Raw genomic sequence first — 20,152 nt, forward strand, 5'->3', positions numbered from 1 at the left:
AGTATGCTCCCGCCCTGTAGGGCAGAACGTTCGGAAATACAAAGGCAAGATGTTAATCAAGCCTGCGAAAAAGAATGTGAAAGTCTTTTTGAAAAACATAAAAGATTATCTCGATAGTCACAAAACGGCTCCAGCGAGTGCAATCATTGCCAAGTTGAACCCGATGATCAGAGGGTGGTGTAATTACCATCGTTGGATCTGTGCTAGTGAGACATTCAAGTATGTAGATTACCGAATCTGGAAGATGCTTTGGCGTTGGTGTCGACGTATCCATTCTAATCGCCGAAAACGCTGGATTAAAGATAAATACTTTAAGTCAGTAGGGGATAGGAATTGGGTATTCAGTGCACCAAGACCAAAAGAGGAAGATGGCTACTACCGTTTGCTTTACGCATCGAGAGTGAAAATCGACAAGCATGTAAAGATTAAGGCATTAGCGAATTGTTACTTACCAGAAGATGAGCAATATTTTGAAAGTTTGACGATCAGAAGATTGAAGAAATCTTTATCAGGTAACATGAAGCTTTGGAAGATTGCCGAAAGGCAGGGTTTCCAGTGTGCGGTATGCCACCGGCAGTTTGCCTCTGAAGATGAATGGGATGTTCACCATATCATTCGACGAGTCGATGGTGGTTCGGACAATAGCGAAAATCTTATGATGTTGCATATTAATTGTCATAGGCAATTACATGTTTGAGTTGCTGGCATTTACTTAGGTAGGTGCTTATAAAGGCTTGAGCCGTATGCGGGGAAACTCGCACGTACGGTTCTTAGGGGGCGGTGTCGCAGTAATGCGTCGCTGCTACCCTACATCATCCCCCTTTCTCTATAGCAGAGAAAGTCACACATAAGCTTTAGAAAACGGAGACTTCGGTCTCCGTTTTTTTGCTCTTAAGCCTTATTTATTCGCATCCCGTATCTGTATTTCAGCTTCACCATCACCCTTTTTTCCAAAGCTCCTTGGTCAGCCTGCCTTGTGCGTAAACTGTTGTTCATCAATTTTTTGCAGCATCATGTCACGCTTAAATGGTTTTGGAAGATAATCGTTCATTCCACACTCGAAGCAACGTTTAATATCATCATCGAGTACGGATGCCGTTAAAGCGAGGATATGTGTTGCCTGAAGTTGCAGGTTTTCTTCATAGCGCCTGATTCGCTCTGTTGCCTCAAAGCCATCTACATTCGGCATCATGCAGTCCATCAAGATAAGGCCGATGTCTTGATGATGCCCTTTATATAAATCAATCGCTTCTTGTCCATCATTGGCAACCCAATATTCAATCCCTAACTTATCTAAATTGATACATACCACCTTCTGGTTTACGCGGTTATCTTCAACTACGAGGACTTTTTGACGTACAGTCGCTTCTATCGGCTCAGGTTGATGTTGAGGGGGTTGTGGCTGTGACCTTTCAAGCACGGAGTTCAACATGCTACTTAAGCGGGAACCGAGCATAGGAAGAGTCACATAGCCTGAGATAAAATGACACTCACTCATAGGATCACTAAGATTATCTTTCACTATGATGATTTTCACCTCTGGTGCTAAGCGATGCAGTGTTTTGGCTTGGTTAATATCTTCCATCAAAGCGATCTCTGGGAGGTCAGTTGCCGCCAAGTTTGTTTCGATTGATTTTAGTTGTGGTGAGTAACCAAGGCGGAACAAGTCATCGAGTAAAAGTTTCGATGGCGCATCTGAATAATAGACAACGGTTTGTTTACGATTTTTATGTTCAGAATGATCTGATGGCACTACGGCTAATTGGAAATGAAAGCAACTGCCCACGTCTTTCTCTGACTCAACGCTTATCGAGCCTCCCATCATTTCCATCATACGTGACGAAATACTAAGCCCTAATCCGGTCCCCGCAATATTGGAGGTGATGTTGGTATCTTCTTGGCAAAACGCTTTGAAAATGTGCTCTTGTTGGTCTGCTGCGATACCAATACCTGTATCTCGAACAGAAAACTCGACCACACACTCTGTTTCCAATGATGGAAGCCGTTTAGCGGTGAATACGATAGAGCCTTGTTCTGTAAACTTGATCGCATTTGAGGCTAAATTCATCAACACTTGGCGAATTTTATTCCCATCAACATGAATGTACTCTGGGAGCTCGCCATCAATTTCAACTTCCAACTTAATCTGCTTTTGATAAGCTTTAGAAGAAATCAGAGTCACGCTATCAAACAGCAGCTCTCTTAAGTCTGTCGTATGTGGATTAATTTCCAGTTTACCCGATTCAATTTTGGACAGATCGAGAACATCGTTGATCAACATAAGTAAGGTTTGAGAAGAGGTATAGATAGTCCCAAGGCAGTCTTTCTGTTCTGCGGATAGTTTGGTTTCTGCCAGTATTTCTGACATACCAATCACGCCATTAAGCGGTGTCCGTATCTCATGAGACATATTGGCAAGAAAGGCACTTTTTGCACGGTTTGCTTGTCGTGCTTTCTCTTGTGAAACAATCAATTGAGTTTCAAGTTGACTGGCACGCCACACAACATAAAGCAGCACCAGTAACGTCACCCCTCCTAATGCGGCTGTCGATAAGTAGCTGTACAACTTTATCTGCGTCAGGCTCTCTGCGATCTGCTTGGGTGTTTCGGTGAAAAGTAAGTTGAGCTCATCTTCAACATGATAAATACTGCTGGTGAGTTCTCCTTTGAGGCCGCTATCAGAGCTGTACCCGACACTCTTTAACCCTCGCTGCAATCGCCAAAAGTGGCGTTTAAAATTATTAAACGAAGCTAATGCACTGATCGTTCGGGAATTCTGTTCTATTTCATCTTGGATTTTGAACAATGAATCGACAATCTTATCTAATGTTGTCTGATCAAAATCGGTAAAGAACTGATACATGAGATCTTGTGTTTCTAAAGTCAATTCTTCAAGCTGCACATTATTGGATTCATGTACGAAGCGCTCAAGTGTCAACGCTGCATTTTTTAGTTTCTCAATGAGCCCAATTTGGTCCCTCTTGCCATGTATGCTGACTAACTCAAGGGCTAATAATGTAAAGGCGGTGTGGTACTCGTCGAGATACTCGACAACTTTGGCATAATTAAAAGAAATATTGAGGTCGCTTCGTACGATTTTCCCATCGATCTCAGCCAGCTTTTCGATCAGCTGACTTCGCTTTATATTGAGTTGTTCTTGAATCTCTGGTTGCCTTGTGGAAACAAACTGCTGCTCTTGTCGTCTGACAGAGAGCATAACGCTATAAGCTTCAGAAAGACTGAGCTGGAGATTAATCATGTCCTGCTCTTTGTTCTTCAGAGCATGGCTAACATAGATATAGAGGCCTAAAAATAACACGATAGCCAAAAAACCACGCGAAATAATCGCTTTAATGGTCTGTTTATTCGTAGGTTCCTTAATCATGCTATTCCCACTGTTTCATATCGTTCTATTCCTATATTAGAATTTAGTTTATTTTCAGAATTTTACGAACATTAGTTTTTGAATACCTGAGGTCTGTTGAGCTTTTATCAATAAATTTTTTAGGATGACATCGCTTTAGATGCGGCAATAAGTGTGTGGGCTATAAGCTTGTGAAACATGTTGATTTTCTCGCCTAGATTTTTGTTTGGAATAATAAGCGTTAGAGCGGAGGTTTCGGTCTCTGTTTTTTTTGCTTTTCGCATCTCGTTCACTCGAATCCCGCATCTGCTCTTAACCATTGCTCTTTATGATTTAGCGGCTTATATTCAACAGTACAGTTATTACATTGATTTAACATGGGTAGCTGTTGAATAAAGGACAATAAATGCTTGATTAAAAATGGATTAATCAAGTGAACAATAAGTCAGTGGAGACTCCCCAATGAAAAAACTACTTTCAGTACTTGCTGTGTCTGCAGCAGTAATGGCACCGGCGGCATTTGCTTCTTCGCCTGTTATGTTTTCAACGATCAATGGCTTCAACGCACCTGACTCAGACGCTGTTGGCGGTGTGCGCTTGGCTTTACTTCACGGACAAGTGAACGACCTTAAAGGTCTTGATCTTGCTGTTGTTGGTATGTCTGAGACGCAAACGACCACAGGTGTGAACCTTGGTATTTTTGGTGCATCAAAAGTGAACCAAGAAATGACCGGTGCATCTCTAGGTTTCTTCAACTGGAACACGGGTAAAACAACGGGTGTTAACCTTGGTGCTGTGAACATTACTAATGATGTGAAAGGCGCGAACGTGAGTTTCGTCAACTACTCAGAAGGTAACACTATGGTTGATGTTGGCGCTGCGAACCTTTCAGAAGTGTCTACGGTTCAGGTTGGTATCTTCAACAAAACCAACAAAATCGAAGGCGTACAAGTTGGTCTGATCAACTGTGCTGACAACGGTTTCTTCCCGTGCTTCCCGATTGTAAACTTTGCTAAGTAAGGCTTAGTGTTACTATAGTGATTCATAACGCCTAAGTGCATCTGACTTAGGCGTTATTGCAACTCAACATTTTCTTATAGATATCCAAACGCCCCTCCAAAATAGATAAGCATATTGTTTTATATTTTCTATTGCAGTATTTTTACTTATGAGTACAATGTGCGATAAATTCCTAATGATGATTTATATGCTTTGATTAACCACCATACCGTCGATTTTAAAAAGGCTTTCTTAGGCCTGACCGCCAGTTTTTTAGTAGTTTTGAGCTTGTTGCTCGTTGATTCAGCGGAAGAATCAGATAAACAGTATGGAATGGAAAACCAAGGCGTAACACGCTCTTTAGCGGAGCTCACACAGATCATAAATGCGCTTGAGTACAACATCACTGCGCTTTATCCACTGCATGGGGATACCTACGTATTCTCGCATGACAAAAAGATCGAGGGTGAGACGTGTTACTTCACCAGTGAGGAGCAACATGCCCCTCGTTTTGATTTTATGTTCTCTGGCCCTCGCGAGATGTGCAACCCGGAATCGGACCTTTATACCGAAGCGGGTAAGCGCCTGTTCATCGCGCCGACCATGGCTTATTTTGCCAATACCATTGATACCATCTCTGCGATTTATTTCATTTCAAAAGAGAAATTCATTATCTCTTCGCCTTCTGATTTTGCCAGTTACATTAAGGGCGACACCTTTGATTCGGTTGTGAATAGCAGGCCTTATTGGGTGAACACGATTCGCTTTGGCTTAGCTCAAGGGCAAGACCAAGTGGTGTATACCGGCCAATATGATGACTACCTGACAGGTCAGAAAGTGGTGACCTTAACCAAAGGAATCTACGTTAATGGTGAGTTTAAAGGGGTGTTGGGTGTCGATGGCTATGTCTCGAACCTAGTATCGAACCCTACCCATGGCTATAAAGTCACCAGTACTCGAGGCGCAAACAAATACGGGTTTATGGATTTTACGTATTCCAAGCCTCTGTATGTTGATGACATTAACACCCAGCTATATCTGAGTATCGAAGAAGATAAGAGCGAGCACTTTCTGCATGTATTGGAGATGGAGAAGATTCAGCTTTCGATACTGTTGGTTTTGTATCTGCTCTCGGTTTTATGGCTATGGCGCTTCTATACAAGACAAGAGCACCAGCGTTTAAATGAGCTAGCAATGCGCGACCCATTAACGGGCTTGCTGAATCGACGTGGTTTTGAGGCTCGATTACTGGCGCAAGATGAAGAGCCGATTATTGGTGTTGGCGTGTTTGATATCGATGATTTCAAAGTCGTTAATGATCAGCATGGCCATAAAGTGGGGGACGAGGTGATTTGCCATGTTGCTCGGTTGATGCTGAACAGCGTTAGACAGCAAGATATCGTGGCTCGATTTGGTGGCGAAGAGTTTGTTGTCGCGATTACGGGTGAATCGTCTGAGTTGCTTTCATCGATCTTTGAGCGAATTCAAAACGACATTAGCCTACAGAGTTATCGATGCCCTACGGGTGACAAGATTAGTATCTCAGTGTCTGGTGGCGCGACGCTTTACTCTTTGTATAAGTTCGACAGCGTAGGGCACTTGTGGGAAAACCAGAGTATTCGTTCGTCTGATGAGCAGCTCTATAAGGCAAAGGCTGCGGGTAAGAATCAGGTGTGCATTCAGGTGTATTAAGTTCTCCCAAAATAATGCGAAGCCTAGTCGTTTGACTAGGCTTCTTTGTATCATTGGCATTACCACTAAGGCTATCAAGTGCTGCGCTATTTCTTCACGCGACCTTTTCGCATCCACTTTTGGTGAACGCCACGACGTAAGCTTTGGAAGCTGTTTTCCACTTTATCGACACCAAGCAGAATCACTAGCGCCATTAGCGTGATAATGACCGATTGGGAAAGATGCCCTAGTGCGATCATCATACCTAATGCTGCGAGTACCCAGATAATTGCGGCTGAAGTCACGCCATGAATCTTGCCATCCAGTGTCATCATTACACCAGCCCCAAGAAATCCAACACCCGTAATTATCTGACCAAGCACACGAGCTTGATCGAGTGTGTTGGGGGATAGGCTGATCGCCATGGTGAGGAAGAAATAGGTACCACTGATGATCAGAATCGACGTTCGGATTCCGACGGGTTTACCGCGTGTTTGTCGCTCGATTCCGATTAAAGAACCACACAGCATGCATGCAGCGAGGCCTGCCCAGCTAAAGGGGGCAAGGTTGAGAGTTTGTTCTATAAATTGTGACATATCACCCCTCCTAAAAATTTAGAATAGAGCAGAGTATGCTAATAATAGACCGGACGATCGAACAAAAACTTTTTGTCTTAACGATTGATAAAGATTACTTAAAACCTAGCAGCCGCTTGTTGTTAAGGTGAAGGCTGGTGTCGTGGTCTCTGTCGCTTCTTGGTACTCAAGGTAGCAGTTATCAGCCTGTTTTTTTCGGCTAGAAGGCGCATAAAGAATAATGCCATCATTCGCATCTGTGTTGGTAAAGAACCAGTCAGCTCGACCCGTATCCCAAACAGCATCTAGAAAGGTTGATTCGATGAGCTGTGACCAAGTTTGATCGTTCATCGCTGCAGGATAACCATAGACCACTGAGATATTGTCACCCTCAACATTAATCGATGCGCTAGCTGCTTTATCTAAGCCCAATGCTGATGTCTTACCATAAAGCATAGCACTTGCGCCCTCCATTCCGCCTTTAAGGCCGTTTAATGTCGAGATACGAGCATCGGTTTGAAGGTTGAGGAACTTAGAAGCTGCAGTGACCGACACAATACCTAGAATCACGATCACCACGACCAGCTCGATGATGGTGAAACCTCTTGAGCTGAACCTAAGCGCTGGTTGAGATGTGGTTGCTGGTGGAGCAACTGAGGTATTGTGTTTCATTGATACAACTTCTCTATTCAATGTGTAGGTCGAGCGGTGTCTTGCTGCTGCGTCCGCCAATCTCACGGGTTAACTTAGGTACTAGGTAGCCAGAAACCTCAGAGATTAATCCTTTAAAGTGATGCTTCGCCTCTTCATCTGAAATATAGAAGTGCGCTGCGCCCTGAACCTTATCAAGTACATGCATATAGTAAGGTAAAATACCGGCGTCGAATAGCTTTTCGCTTAATTCTTTCAATGAGTTAGCGCTGTTGTTTACGCCTTTAAGCATCACGCCTTGGTTGAGCAGAGTCGCACCACTTAACTTAAGCTTGTGGAAAGCTTGTTTGAGCTCTAAGTTAATTTCGTTGGCATGGTTAATATGGCTCACCATCACCACATTAAGGCGAGTTTGAGCTAACAATTGGCATAGTTCATCCGTTACTCGAGCGGGAATCACAACCGGTAATCGGCTATGAATTCGAACTGTTTTCACATGTGGAATTTGTGCGATAGCATGAATTAGCCACTCTAGTTCGCTGTCTTTTGCCATCAGTGGATCGCCACCCGACAAGATAACTTCGTTGATCTCTGGGTGAGCAGCCACATAGTCGAGACTGGTTTGCCAAACAGACTTCGAGCCCTTGTTATCTTGGTAAGGGAAGTGACGACGGAAGCAGTAGCGGCAGTTAATCGCACAACCGCCTTTCACAATCATCAGTGCACGGTTCTTGTATTTGTGCAGTAGCCCAGGAATGGCGTTGTCTTGCTCTTCCAGTGGATCAGCGGAATAGCCTTGGTGTACCTCAAACTCTTCGCTTAGCGGTAAAATTTGTCGTAGCAATGGATCGTGTGGGTTGCCTTTTTCCATTCGTTCGACAAAGCTAAGAGGTACCCGAAGTGCAAATAACTCACGAGCAGCGAAGCCTGCTTGCCATGGTGTTGGGTCTATTTCCAATGCCTCAAGCAGTTTTGTCGGGTCAGAGATCGCATTCGATAGTTGTTTGAGCCAGTTTTGCTCAACAGATTCGACTTTTCGGGTTATGATATGCGGCATTGAAATTAACTCAAAGATGTGGAAGAGAAAATCATGGCGTCAGTAAGCACCAATGAATTCAAAGGCGGTTTAAAATTCATGATGGATAACGAGCCTTGCTCAATTATCGAAAATGAATACGTTAAGCCAGGTAAAGGCCAAGCGTTTAACCGTGTTAAACTTCGTAAACTGCTGTCAGGCAAAGTGTTAGAGAAAACATTTAAGTCAGGCGATACAGTAGAACTAGCGGACGTTGTAGACGTTGAACTAGGCTACCTATACAGCGATGGCGAATTCTACCACTTCATGAACAACGAAACATTCGAGCAAATCGCTGCTGATGCAAAAGCAGTAGGCGAGACTTCTAAATGGTTAGTTGAAAACGACGTATGTACTCTAACGTTGTGGAATGATAACCCTATCACAGTAACTCCACCAAACTTTGTTGAGATCGCAGTAACAGAAACCGATCCTGGCCTTAAAGGCGACACACAAGGTACTGGCGGTAAGCCTGCAACTCTAGCAACTGGCGCGGTAGTTCGCGTACCTCTATTCATCGCAATCGGTGAAGTTGTTAAAGTTGATACTCGTACTGGCGAATACGTTGGTCGTGTGAAGTAATTGACTTCAAGTATCTGAAAAAGGTCGCTTAGGCGGCCTTTTTTTGTGCCTCGAGATCGGGAAAGAGCAGATGAGAGTAATCGAGATGTGGGATACGAAGAGCTGAAAGAGCAGATTAGAGTAAGCGGGATGCGAGATACGAAGAGCGGGAAGGGCAGATTAGAGTATGCTAGATACGAAAAGCAGGAAGAGCAAGAGTGAGTTAGAGGATAAGAGATTCGACAAGCAATAAAAAAGCAGAGCTGGATAACCTAGCTCTGCTTTCGCTTTTCTGCTCTTAAGCTTTTCGCATCTCGATTACTCGAATCCCGCATCTGCTTTTAGCTCTTCGATACTCGATTACTCGAATCCCGCATCTGCTCTTAACTGTTAGATCATAAAGATGAAAATAACAGACAACGCGCTGATTAGGCCTGCAATGAAGTAGCAGCCAACTTTACCCGCAACGCCGACATGGAACTTAAGGTCGTGCATGCCGTGGTGAAGGCGGTGCATTGCGTGCCACATTGGCAGTGCTAGCGTACCGATGATGAATAGCGCACCGATAATGCTGGTGGCAAATTCAGACACACGCTCGTAGCTCATTGCGTCCGCATCGATGATGCCCATTGGCACTAAGATACCTAACACTAGAACCGTGATTGGTGTGATCATCGCAAACCAAGTACCGCCAGCGCCAAATAGGCCCCACCAGATTGGCTCATCAGAGCGTTGTGGGTTGTGGTTAACAGGTTTTACTTTGTAATTTGTGTTCATAACGAAAGCTCCTTACACCACAACAAGAACGATTAAAGAAATAAAAGCCACCGCTGCCCACTGGGTCAGTACGATGATTTTTTTATCAACCAATTTGCCTTTAAGACGGATTGGCATTACTTGAGGCATCATGCTGAAGAAGGTTTGAGCGTGCAGCAAGCTGCCTAGCAGTGCCACGATGTTGATACCAACGACGATAGGGTTCGCCATAAAGCTCAACCAACCATCCCAAGCTTCAGGACCTTTCACTAGTGCACCCAAACCGAAGGTTAGGAACAGAGTGAATAGAATCAAAGGCAGTACAGTCGCTTCACGTAGCATGTAGAAGCGGTAGAACGGATGGTTGCTCCACCACGTTCTCTTCATCTCACGAACATAAGGCTTACGATTGCTCATATTATGCCTCCTCTGCTGTTTTTACTTGCGATCCGTCTGGCTTGAACATCGAGATAACGAAGTCCATTGAAGACTCAACTTTACCTTGGTTTACTGCAGCCGCTGGGTCTACTTTCTTCGGACATACGTCAGAACAGTAACCTACAAACGTACAGCCCCAAGCGCCATTGTCGCCATTGATAAGCTTCATACGTTCGGCTTTACCATTGTCACGGCTATCTAGGTTGTAGCGGTGAGCAAGAGCAAGTGCCGCAGGGCCAATGAACTCAGGGTTTAGACCAAACTGAGGACATGCTGCGTAACACAAACCACAGTTGATGCAGCCAGCGAACTGTTTGTATTTCGCCATTTGCTCTGGAGTTTGGATGTTCGTGCCATCTTCTGGCTTACGGTCGTTACCAATGATGTAAGGCTTGATCGCTTCAAGGCGCTCGATGAACGGCGTCATGTCGACAATCAAATCTTTTTCGATTGGGAAGTTAGCTAAAGGCTCAATCTTGAAGCCATTCGGGTAGTCACGTAAGAAGCTCTTACACGCCAGTTTTGGCACGCCATCAACCATGATGCCGCAAGAACCACAAATCGCCATACGACAAGACCAACGGTAAGACAGGTCTTTATCTAGGTTGTCTTTGATGTAACCGATCGCATCAAGTACTGACATGGTTTCATCAAACGGAACTTCAAAGGTTTGAAAGTGAGGTTCTGCATCGTGCTCAGGGTCATAACGCAGGATTTCAATTTTTTGGATTCGATTCGCTGACATTATGCTTGCTCCTCTTCGCTCTTCTTAGCATTCTCTTCTGCTGCTTTTTCAGCGGCAGCGGCTTTCTCTGCAGCTTCACCGTACAGACGAGCTTTAGGTTGAGATTTGGTGATCTTAACGCCGCTGTAGTCGATGGTTGGTGCTGCATCTTCGTTGTAGAAAGATAGAGAGTGTTTCAGGAAGTTTACGTCATCACGTTCTGTGCAGTTGTCGTCTAGACGTTGGTGTGCACCGCGAGACTCTTTACGAAGGATCGCTGAGTGAACCATCGCTTCTGCAACTTCAAGACCGTAACCCACTTCGATAGCGTAAAGTAGGTCAGTGTTGAATACTTTGCCTTTGTCTTTAATGCTGATCTTCTTGTAGCGAGCTTTCAGTTCAGTGAGTTTGTCGATGGTCTTTTGCATCAAGTCTTCTTGACGGTAGATACCACAACCCGCTTCCATGGTGTGACCCATTTCAGTACGGATATCAGCCCAGTTCTCGTCGCCTTCTTGAGCCAAGATGCCTGCGATGCGATCTTCAACCGCTTTCACTTGCTTAGCGATAGACTCTTCGTTCCAGCCTTTGAATTCAGCAGCGCGTTTCACTGCTTCTTCACCAGCAACGCGGCCAAATACTACGAACTCAGCCAGAGAGTTAGAACCTAGGCGGTTTGCACCGTGTAGGCCAACTGAAGCACATTCACCAACGGCGAATAGGCCTTTAATACGAGTTTCACAGGTACCGTTAGTCTCAATACCACCCATGGTGTAGTGAACGGTTGGACGAATTGGGATTGGCTCTTTTGCTGGGTCTACGTTTACGTACGCTTTTGCTAGCTCACAGATGAACGGTAGACGCTCTTGCAGGTACTCTTCACCAAGGTGGCGAAGGTCAAGGTGCACGACATCACCAAGTGGGTGCTTGATGGTGTTGCCTTTCTGCTGCTCGTGCCAGAATGCTTGAGAAACTTTGTCACGTGGACCCAGTTCCATGTATTTGTTTTTCGGCTCGCCCACTGGAGTTTCAGGGCCCATGCCGTAATCTTGCAGGTAACGGTAGCCGTTCTTGTTGACGATGATACCGCCTTCACCACGACAACCTTCGGTCATCAAGATGCCAGTGCCCGGTAGGCCTGTTGGGTGGTATTGAACGAACTCCATGTCACGTAGTGGTACACCGTGGCGATAAGCCATTGCCATACCGTCGCCAGTTACGATGCCGCCGTTGGTATTGCAGTGGTAAACACGACCTGCGCCACCGGTTGCTAATACAACAGATTTCGCTTTAATCGTAACAAGCTCACCTTCAGACATATGAATCGCGATTAGGCCTTGTACTTCGCCATCTTCAACGATCAAATCCACCACAAAGTACTCATCAAATCGTTTGATTGTGTCGTACTTCATCGAAGTCTGGAACAGAGTATGAAGCATGTGGAAGCCGGTTTTATCCGCTGCGAACCACGTTCTCTCTACTTTCATACCGCCGAATCGGCGTACGTTTACTTCACCGTTTTCTTTACGACTCCATGGGCAGCCCCATTGTTCCATTTGGATCATTTCGCGAGTCGAGTTTTCAACAAAGTATTCAACAACATCCTGTTCACATAGCCAGTCGCCACCGCCAACAGTATCGTTGAAGTGGTTATCTAGGCTATCTTCGTCTTTAATTACTGCTGCTGAACCGCCTTCTGCTGCTACCGTGTGCGAACGCATTGGGTAAACTTTAGAAATCAGTGCTACTTCCAATTCAGGATTAGCTTCAGCCGCAGCGATAGCTGTACGAAGACCAGCGCCGCCTGCGCCGATGACTGCGATATCTGTGGTAATTGTCTTCACAGTTATTCTCCAGTGTGATGCGGAGTATTCCGCTTGTTATTATAAAAAGCTTATTTAGGAGGTTCTAAATCGTAGGAACCATTTAGCACCCCTAAGCCTTAAGTGGTAGGTTCAGTGTAAGAGAGGAAGGCATTTCAAAAATTGATGCATTTGGGTTTTTAGGTCGGTAATGCATATGGAGGCATAGAAATTATAGGTTATGTGACTGCAATCACGGCAATGAATTGTTGATAACGATTAACCCACAGGACGGGTGTTAACGGCTTGTTGAGTATGATTTTCGTTATCAATGTTGATGTGAAAGCTGTATTGATAATTGTATTGTAGAACGTAATTTTCTGGCTTCATTAAAACAACATTTTGCTTTCATCAATAGACAGATAGAAGCTTACAAAAGAGACGAAAGGTGGTAATTTTCGTCGCCTAGAATTCAGTGATATGGAACTTAATAATGCACTCTACATGGCAACCCGCCGCAACCATTAAGCAATTAAAGCAACGTGCTGATATCCTTAATCAAATTCGCCAGTTCTTTACAGAGCGAAACGTGATGGAAGTGGATACGCCTGCGATGAGCCACGCCACGGTGACGGACGTGCATTTGCATACTTTCAAAACTGAATTCGTAGGGCCGGGTTATGCGCACGGTCAGCCTCTGTTCTTTATGACTAGCCCTGAGTTTCATATGAAACGTCTATTAGCGGCCGGCAGTGGCTGTATTTACCAAATTTGTAAGTCTTTCCGTAACGAAGAAAATGGCCGTTACCACAACCCTGAGTTCACCATGTTGGAGTGGTATCGCGTTGGCTTTGATCATCATGACCTGATGGATGAAATGGATTTGCTGTTACAGCAGGTACTTAAATCGGGCTCAGCAGAGCGAATGACTTACCAACAAGCCTTTATTGACGTGTTAGGTGTGTGTCCCCTGGAAGATTCGATGGCTACGCTAAAGCAAGCCGCAGCAAAACTTGGGCTCAGCGATATAGCTGACCCTGAAGAAGATCGTGATACCTTGCTGCAGTTGCTGTTTAGTATTGGGGTTGAAGCCAAAATAGGGCAACAAGTCCCTGCGTTTGTTTATGACTTTCCGGCTTCACAAGCTGCATTAGCCAAGATTAACCCTGAGGACCCGCGAGTGGCGGATCGCTTTGAGGTGTACTTTAAAGGGATTGAATTGGCAAACGGCTTCCATGAATTAGATAAGCCACAAGAGCAGCTCAAGCGCTTTGAAGATGACAATGCCAAACGTATTGAGATGGGCTTATCGCCTCAACCGATTGACCATCACTTGATTGAGGCATTAAAAGCGGGCTTACCAGACTGTGCGGGTGTTGCTTTAGGTATTGATCGTCTGATCATGCTGGCGTTAGGTTATGACCACATCGATGACGTGACGGCTTTTCCTTTCCCACGTTCTTAACTTTTTGCTTTTGTTTTTACTGAGAGTGAATAGTCATTAGCTATTCACTCTCAGTTTCCAATCAGCTGCCAATTAACTTCACTAGCTAGCTGACTAGAATACCAGTACCCACTACGGCAACAATGGCACCGATCCAAGCGTAGGCATTTGGTCTCTGTTTGGTGTACAGCCAAAGTATTGGTAACAACATGATAGGTGTGGTTGAAGACAACAGAGCAACCATGCCGACATTTCCTTCTTGCAGTGCATACAAGATCAGCGTCATTCCCACCGCCATAGCAAGAAAGCCGTTCACTGCGGTAATCGCGAATATTTGACCATTCATCGGGTTGATTGCGCGTGAGAGCTTGGCGCCCGTTAAGCGAAATGCGGAGTGAGCAACAAAAGCGGTGATCATACGAATTGCTGAAGCGGCAACAGGGTCTATGCTGGTTTGCATCACGGGTTTTGCGATGATCCCACCTAATGCTTGGCAGATAGCCGCTGTGATTCCGAGAGCTACACCAATCCACACGGTGCCCTTGATGGTTTCGAGTTGGTTGTTGGCTTGTCCTCGACGACCAAAGAATATCGCGGTTAAAACGCCGCTAAACACCAAAGCCGAGCCAATCAGCTCCACCGAAGTCATGCTTTCGCTAAATAGGAAGTAACCAAGAATTGCCGAGAACACGGCGTGACAAGAGAACAGCAAACCTGCTTGGCGCGGTCCCATTCTGTTCAAACAAGCAAATAGGGCGGTATCACCAATGAAGATGCCAATTAGCCCAGACAGCATCATCGGCGTGACTAGGTCTGCTTCGACCGTTGACCAGCCACCAGTAAACCAAGCCATGCTCGATAAGATGATAGCAGTGCAACCCATGCGCCAACGGCTATAGGCGAAAGAACCTAAGTGTTGAGCAGGCTTTACTGACATCAGGCTCGCGATAGCCCAAAGAAAAGCGGCAGCAAGAGCCAGCCATTCGAATCCCATTGAAGTGTACGTCCGTGTCAAAATGTAGAAGTGGGGGATTCAATATGCACTAAACCTTCCAGATAGCAAAGACGTGATTACTATCTGGAAGGGCATTAGTAGGGATTAACGTGCTAGGTGATGATAAACAGGGCGAGGTAAACCATCAGCAAGCCCACAATACCTAAGATGATGCCCATCTTCGCCATGTCTTTGCTTTCGATAAGCCCGGTCGAGTAGGCCAGTGAGTTTGGTGGTGTCGATACGGGCAGAATCATGCCAAGTGACGCAGAGAAGGCGACCACAACCAGCAAGCCTTGCAGACCACCAATCGCAACTAGGCTTTCCATGGAAGCACCAATTGCAGCGGCTATCGGCATCAGCAAGTTGGCCGTCGCAGTGTTTGACATGAAGTTCGCCATTAACCAACACACGATAGACAATGTCAGTACCACAGCTGCAGGTGAGAGCGATTCATAGTCAATTGCGTGTGCGAGTGCAGCGGCTAAGCCTGTTTTATCTAAGCCAATACCAATCGCAATACCACCTGCGACCAGCCACAACACATCCCAGTTAATCAGCTTGAGCTCTTCTTTACCCATGATGCCAGTGAGCGTAAACACAGCCAATGGAATGATAGACACGACATAGGTGTTCATGCCATGCAGTTTGGTGGTCATCCACAATAAGATTGTCGCAGCGAAGGTGATGTAAACCACAATCGCTCGCCAGCTCTTTCTAAATTGTCCATCGAGCTTGAGCACCATGTTTCTTTCTTTAGAAGGGAAGAGTTTTTGTAGAAGAAACCAAGCGATGGTGAGTTGGATGATCACAAAGGGTAAGCCCATCATCATCCAGCTGAGGAAGTCGATGGTATTTTCACCCGTTAGGTATTGCAGCGCGATGGCATTGGGCGGTGTACCGATTGGGGTTGCGATACCGCCAGTATTGGCAGCAATTGGAATACACAACACGAGCGCTTTGATACCCATATCGCCTTTTGGTGCAGATGCGACGATCGGGCCTAACAGCGCAAGCATCATTACCGTCGTTGCGGTATTTGACATGAACATTGAGAACACGGCGGTGATCAGCATTAATCCGAGCATAATGAAGCGCGGCTCTGTACCAAATGGTTTAAGAAGCACTCGAGCTAGGTTGTTATCGAGTTCATACTTGGATGCGGATATCGCAAGAGCAAAACCACCCATGAAAAGGATGATGATCGGTGACGAAAATGCACCGAAGATGTCGGTATATTTGATTAACTCACCGAGATCGTGCCCCGCTGGTGGATTTCTAAATAGGTGTAAACCTTTGTCAGATATCATCACCAGTTCAAGCGCAATGATCAAAATGGAAGTGGCGAATACCGGAACAGGTTCAAGCACCCACAGCAGGGCTGCTAATAAGAATATCGCCAACAGGCGGTGTTGAATCAGCGTGAGATCATCGATTGGTATTGAATCTATCGGCATGAATAACACGCCTAAGGGAATCGCAAAACAAATCAACAGCTTGACCAGAACGCCAACATTGAGTTTAGGCATGTACAAAGACCCTATAAATAAAATATCTTCAAATAGAGTAAGTTATCTGGATTTCTGGTACTTGGAGACGGGTTGTAAAATCAAAAAGTTGTTTAAGGTTTCGACAGTTGTTTTGTTTTTGGTCAATCTTTTATCTGGGCAATTAGAGACAAGAGTGAGAAGCAGCAGGTGGCTGGGCAGGGTTTGAAAGATTGAGTTGTTAGAGCTTGAGTAGCAAATGAATCGGTAGAGTTAAGAAAAAGGCGCGTTCTTCTCTGAAATAGAAAAAGTAACGCGCCTTGAAAGCTTAAATGAGTTAACTCAAATTGTTAAGCTTGGTCAGTGTTCTCAGCAGAATCGGTAACAACATCGTCATTTGCTTGCGCTTCTTTGCCAGCAATGTGCGCGAAAGGTGTACCAAGAACCGTTTTCTCGCCATTTTGCATAGTGTCGTCAAACTTGATCGCATCTTTAGCGAACAGGTTGATAACGGTTGAACCAAGCTTAAAGCGGCCCATCTCTTCGCCTTTCTTCAAGATGATTGCTTTGTCACCTTGTGCAGGGTAATCCCATTTGTAAACCGAGTTACCACGAGGTGGGGTGATGGTACCTGCCCATACTTGCTCGATGCTACCTACGATCGTTGCGCCAACCAGCACTTGTGCCATTGGGCCAAATTCCGTATCGAAGATACAAACGACACGCTCATTACGTGCGAATAGGTTTGGAACGTTTTCTGCCGTTAACGGGTTAACTGAGAAAAGGTCACCTGGAACGTAGATCATCTGGCGCAGTGTGCCGTCGCATGGCATGTGCACGCGGTGGTAATCACTTGGAGACAGGTAAAGCGTTGCGAATTCACCGTCTTTAAATTCATCCGCTAGCGCAGCATCACCACCCAATAGCTCGCGAGCTGAGTAGTTATGGCCTTTCGCTTGAATCAGTTGACCGTCAGTAATTGGGCCAAATTGGCTCACACGTGCATCTGCAGGGTGAACAATAACAGACTCACCTTCAGCGATAGGACGCATGCCTTCTTTCAATTCACGCACGAAGAATTCATTGAATGTTTTAAAGTGTTTTGGATCGCTATGCAGAGCTTCATCCATGTTCACTTTGTATTGCTTGATGAACCAGTTGATGATCGCTGTCGTTAAGCCGCCCGCTTTAGCAGACGCAAGTTTGCCGACTAGGCGAGTTAATCCATGTTGTGGAATCCAGTACTGCAATCCAACTTTAATCTTATCCATTGTATTAATTTTCCAATGCTAATTGTTTTTCAATTAAATCTGTCGATGACGGTTTAGGGCGCGAGATGTTACTTAAATTCGCGCCAATTGTCAGTAAATGCACACATTTGTTCACAAAAACGCGATTAGAGATCGGCTTTTTTGTTGCGTGAATACTGACGGTTATCTTTGTTACTCGCCATGCTTTCAATGATGCGGTGGTAGTTGTCGAAACGTAATCGACTGATCTTTCCGTTTTCTACCGCTTCGCGCAGGATGCAGCCTGGGTCATCAATGTGTTTACAGTCACGGAACTTACAACCGCCAAGGTAAGGCTTGAACTCGATAAAGGCTTCAGTGATTTCGTCGGCCTCTAGGTGCCATAGGCCGAATTCACGCACTCCTGGTGAATCAATCAGATCACCACCAGAAGGGAAGTGGTATAAACGAGCTGCCGTGGTTGTGTGCTGACCAAGACCTGAGTTCTCAGAGACTTCGCCTTCTTCAATGTCTAGCGTAGGCATTAATGCATTCACTAGGCTTGATTTACCCACACCCGATTGACCAACAAAGATGTTGATACGGTCTTTGAGTTCAGCTTCCAGCTCTTTGATGCCGTAGCCAGACTCTTTACTCACGAACATCACTTTATAGCCGATCTTCTCGTACTCTTTAAGTGTTTCACGGTATTCAGCAATCTGCTCATCAGTCAGTAGATCGACCTTGTTCAGTACAACAAGCGGCGCGATGTTTACCGTTTCTGAAGCAATTAGGTAACGGTCGATAATATTAAGTGATAGCTCTGGTAGCACAGCCGATACGATAACCATTTGGTCGACGTTCGCAGCTACTGGCTTTAGGCCATCGTAGTAATCAGGGCGAGTCAGCATTGAAGTTCTCGGCTCAACCGCTTCCACAACGCCAGAAATACCGGCCATTGATTCTAAGCCTGCGCGCCAAGTCACTCGGTCACCAGAAACTAAAGTCTCGATACTACGGCGTAAGTTACAACGATGAACTTCGTTAGTTTCAAGATCTTCGATATCAGCATGTTGGCCAAAGCGCGTAATCACGAGTCCGCTTTTGGTTCCGCCAAGCATGTTCTCATCCCATTGGATAGAATCTTCTTTCTTGAGTCGCTTGTTCTGGTTGCTACGTACACGACGTACTTGACCTTTGGTTAACTTCTTTTTTTTAGCCACAATTTTTCACTTAACACATCTAACTTGATGATTGGGGACTCAAACAGGATGTTGCTGGTACCACGTGATTTCGATGGTCCTAAAGCTAGTTTGAGTATAGTTATTTGGGTATAGTACCTCTTTTACACATAAACAAATAGGCGACGCCTTATGTCCTTTAGCGATCAGAACCTTATTTGGGTTGATCTAGAGATGACAGGACTTGATCCTGAAACTCATAAAATCATTGAAATTGCTACTATCGTTACTGATAGTGAGCTTAACATCCTGGCTGAAGGACCTGTTTTGGCTATTCACCAACCTCAGAGTGAATTGGACAAGATGGACGAGTGGTGTACAACGACTCACACTGGCAGCGGCCTCGTGAAGCGAATTCAAGAAAGCACGGTTTCAGAGCAAGATGCCATCCAACAAACCATTGAGTTTCTTGAAAAATGGGTACCAAAAGGTAAGTCACCAATTTGTGGCAACAGCATTGGTCAAGACCGTCGTTTCCTATACAAGCACATGCCAGAGTTAGAAGAGTACTTCCACTACCGCTATGTTGACGTAAGCACTCTGAAAGAGCTGACTCGTCGTTGGAAACCTGAAGTGTTAGATGGTTTTTCTAAGTCGGGAAGTCACCTTGCGTTAGACGATATTCGAGAGTCGATCGCCGAGCTGCAGTACTACCGAAAAACGATTATTAACATCTAGTCGAATAAAATGATCACGTTTATCTAACTTTTCAGGGACATAAGAGCCGTTTTTTTTGCAAATCTGTGTGCTTTTACAGCAGTTGAGTAAAAAGTTTCGTAATTTTGCATTAAGGACTTGCATCACAAAAAAATGCTCTTATAATTCGCAGCCCTGAACGGAGAAAGACGTTTTCAGATTGCGATACTAGCTCAGTTGGTAGAGCGCAACCTTGCCAAGGTTGAGGTCATCGGTTCGAACCCGATGTATCGCTCCAATTTGTAGGTTACGGCGAAAGCGGTAATCGAAAGGTGAAAGACCTTTTATAATGCGATACTAGCTCAGTTGGTAGAGCGCAACCTTGCCAAGGTTGAGGTCATCGGTTCGAACCCGATGTATCGCTCCAAATTCTTTTCTTAGAGCTTTGCTCAGAATGAAAATGGTTTAGTCTCATTGTCTTAAACAATGCATCCGGACGCGGGAT

18 protein-coding genes and 2 tRNA genes are annotated in these 20,152 nt (G+C 45.1%); 8 read left to right on the forward strand and 12 right to left on the reverse strand.

Features of this window, described 5'->3' with window-relative positions; translation table 11 throughout:
- On the forward strand, window positions 1–697 hold a 697-nt coding region (locus tag AB4493_RS16885), incomplete at its 5' end, for a group II intron reverse transcriptase (RefSeq protein ID WP_372155488.1).
- A 267-nt stretch (window positions 698–964) separates the two neighbouring features.
- On the opposite strand, the gene AB4493_RS16890 is transcribed toward AB4493_RS16885, so the two are convergent.
- On the reverse strand, window positions 965–3,385 hold the full coding sequence (locus tag AB4493_RS16890; protein ID WP_372155489.1) for an ATP-binding protein: 2,421 nt from the start codon (window positions 3,383–3,385) through the stop codon (window positions 965–967).
- 441 nt (window positions 3,386–3,826) lie between these two features.
- On the opposite strand from AB4493_RS16890, the gene AB4493_RS16895 reads away from it, so the two are divergent.
- Together AB4493_RS16895 and AB4493_RS16900 are read left to right on the forward strand one after the other, a co-directional pair.
- Window positions 3,827–4,384 carry a VC2662 family protein gene (locus AB4493_RS16895; protein WP_048607780.1) on the forward strand — a complete coding sequence of 186 codons (558 nt, stop codon included), beginning with the start codon at window positions 3,827–3,829 and terminating at the stop codon, window positions 4,382–4,384.
- A 192-nt stretch (window positions 4,385–4,576) separates the two neighbouring features.
- Window positions 4,577–6,055, forward strand: coding sequence for a diguanylate cyclase (locus AB4493_RS16900; RefSeq protein ID WP_017063163.1), 1,479 nt, complete (start codon window positions 4,577–4,579; stop codon window positions 6,053–6,055).
- An 86-nt stretch (window positions 6,056–6,141) separates the two neighbouring features.
- Here AB4493_RS16900 and AB4493_RS16905 read toward each other — a convergent pair whose 3' ends face one another.
- From AB4493_RS16905 to epmB, 3 genes are all read right to left on the reverse strand, one after another.
- The gene (locus AB4493_RS16905; protein ID WP_004733333.1) at window positions 6,142–6,630 is read right to left on the reverse strand and encodes an MgtC/SapB family protein; all 489 of its coding nucleotides are present in this window, start codon (window positions 6,628–6,630) and stop codon (window positions 6,142–6,144) included.
- A 105-nt stretch (window positions 6,631–6,735) separates the two neighbouring features.
- Window positions 6,736–7,281: a prepilin-type N-terminal cleavage/methylation domain-containing protein gene (locus AB4493_RS16910; RefSeq protein WP_017067163.1), complete on the reverse strand. Its 546-nt coding sequence runs from the start codon at window positions 7,279–7,281 to the stop codon at window positions 6,736–6,738.
- A 13-nt stretch (window positions 7,282–7,294) separates the two neighbouring features.
- Window positions 7,295–8,317: an EF-P beta-lysylation protein EpmB gene (gene epmB / locus AB4493_RS16915; protein ID WP_136987099.1), complete on the reverse strand. Its 1,023-nt coding sequence runs from the start codon at window positions 8,315–8,317 to the stop codon at window positions 7,295–7,297.
- A 33-nt stretch (window positions 8,318–8,350) separates the two neighbouring features.
- Here epmB and efp point away from each other — a divergent pair, with 33 nt between their 5' ends.
- Window positions 8,351–8,917, forward strand: coding sequence for an elongation factor P (gene efp / locus AB4493_RS16920; RefSeq protein ID WP_017067165.1), 567 nt, complete (start codon window positions 8,351–8,353; stop codon window positions 8,915–8,917).
- A 369-nt stretch (window positions 8,918–9,286) separates the two neighbouring features.
- Here the strand turns inward: efp and frdD are convergent, their stop codons facing one another.
- From frdD to frdA, 4 genes are read right to left on the reverse strand one after another with little or no spacing between them, the layout of a single operon-like run.
- Window positions 9,287–9,673 (reverse strand): fumarate reductase subunit FrdD, encoded by a 387-nt coding sequence (gene frdD / locus AB4493_RS16925; protein WP_372057586.1) that lies wholly within the window; start codon window positions 9,671–9,673, stop codon window positions 9,287–9,289.
- A gap of 12 nt (window positions 9,674–9,685) precedes the next feature.
- Window positions 9,686–10,069 (reverse strand): fumarate reductase subunit FrdC, encoded by a 384-nt coding sequence (gene frdC / locus AB4493_RS16930; protein WP_372119067.1) that lies wholly within the window; start codon window positions 10,067–10,069, stop codon window positions 9,686–9,688.
- A 1-nt stretch (window position 10,070) separates the two neighbouring features.
- Window positions 10,071–10,835 (reverse strand): succinate dehydrogenase/fumarate reductase iron-sulfur subunit, encoded by a 765-nt coding sequence (locus tag AB4493_RS16935; RefSeq protein ID WP_009847917.1) that lies wholly within the window; start codon window positions 10,833–10,835, stop codon window positions 10,071–10,073.
- Window positions 10,835–12,658, reverse strand: coding sequence for a fumarate reductase (quinol) flavoprotein subunit (gene frdA / locus AB4493_RS16940; protein ID WP_372155490.1), 1,824 nt, complete (start codon window positions 12,656–12,658; stop codon window positions 10,835–10,837). The genes AB4493_RS16935 and frdA overlap by 1 nt, the downstream gene beginning before the upstream one ends.
- A gap of 451 nt (window positions 12,659–13,109) precedes the next feature.
- Between frdA and epmA the strand changes: the two genes are divergently transcribed.
- Window positions 13,110–14,081, forward strand: coding sequence for an elongation factor P--(R)-beta-lysine ligase (gene epmA / locus AB4493_RS16945; protein ID WP_372155491.1), 972 nt, complete (start codon window positions 13,110–13,112; stop codon window positions 14,079–14,081).
- Window positions 14,082–14,166: 85 nt separating this feature from the next.
- Here epmA and AB4493_RS16950 read toward each other — a convergent pair whose 3' ends face one another.
- The 4 genes from AB4493_RS16950 to rsgA all read right to left on the reverse strand — a co-directional run bounded on the left by AB4493_RS16950 (window position 14,167) and on the right by rsgA (window position 18,993).
- On the reverse strand, window positions 14,167–15,054 hold the full coding sequence (locus AB4493_RS16950; RefSeq protein WP_017071213.1) for a DMT family transporter: 888 nt from the start codon (window positions 15,052–15,054) through the stop codon (window positions 14,167–14,169).
- A 113-nt stretch (window positions 15,055–15,167) separates the two neighbouring features.
- Window positions 15,168–16,583 (reverse strand): DASS family sodium-coupled anion symporter, encoded by a 1,416-nt coding sequence (locus AB4493_RS16955; RefSeq protein ID WP_017061303.1) that lies wholly within the window; start codon window positions 16,581–16,583, stop codon window positions 15,168–15,170.
- 308 nt (window positions 16,584–16,891) lie between these two features.
- Window positions 16,892–17,812, reverse strand: a complete 921-nt coding sequence (gene asd / locus AB4493_RS16960; protein ID WP_017063172.1) for an archaetidylserine decarboxylase — start codon at window positions 17,810–17,812, stop codon at window positions 16,892–16,894.
- Window positions 17,813–17,937: 125 nt separating this feature from the next.
- Window positions 17,938–18,993: a small ribosomal subunit biogenesis GTPase RsgA gene (gene rsgA, locus AB4493_RS16965; protein ID WP_017061306.1), complete on the reverse strand. Its 1,056-nt coding sequence runs from the start codon at window positions 18,991–18,993 to the stop codon at window positions 17,938–17,940.
- 150 nt (window positions 18,994–19,143) lie between these two features.
- Here rsgA and orn point away from each other — a divergent pair, with 150 nt between their 5' ends.
- The 3 genes from orn (at window position 19,144) to AB4493_RS16980 (ending at window position 20,074) form a co-directional block, all read left to right on the forward strand.
- On the forward strand, window positions 19,144–19,689 hold the full coding sequence (gene orn, locus AB4493_RS16970) for an oligoribonuclease (RefSeq protein ID WP_010434065.1): 546 nt from the start codon (window positions 19,144–19,146) through the stop codon (window positions 19,687–19,689).
- 180 nt (window positions 19,690–19,869) lie between these two features.
- Window positions 19,870–19,945, forward strand: a tRNA-Gly gene (locus tag AB4493_RS16975).
- Window positions 19,946–19,998: 53 nt separating this feature from the next.
- Window positions 19,999–20,074 (forward strand) — tRNA-Gly (locus tag AB4493_RS16980).
- Window positions 20,075–20,152: the final 78 nt, after the last annotated feature.

The sequence above is a fragment of the Vibrio sp. 10N.222.55.A1 genome, from assembly GCF_041473835.1.
In the GTDB taxonomy this organism is placed as follows: domain Bacteria; phylum Pseudomonadota; class Gammaproteobacteria; order Enterobacterales; family Vibrionaceae; genus Vibrio; species Vibrio crassostreae_C.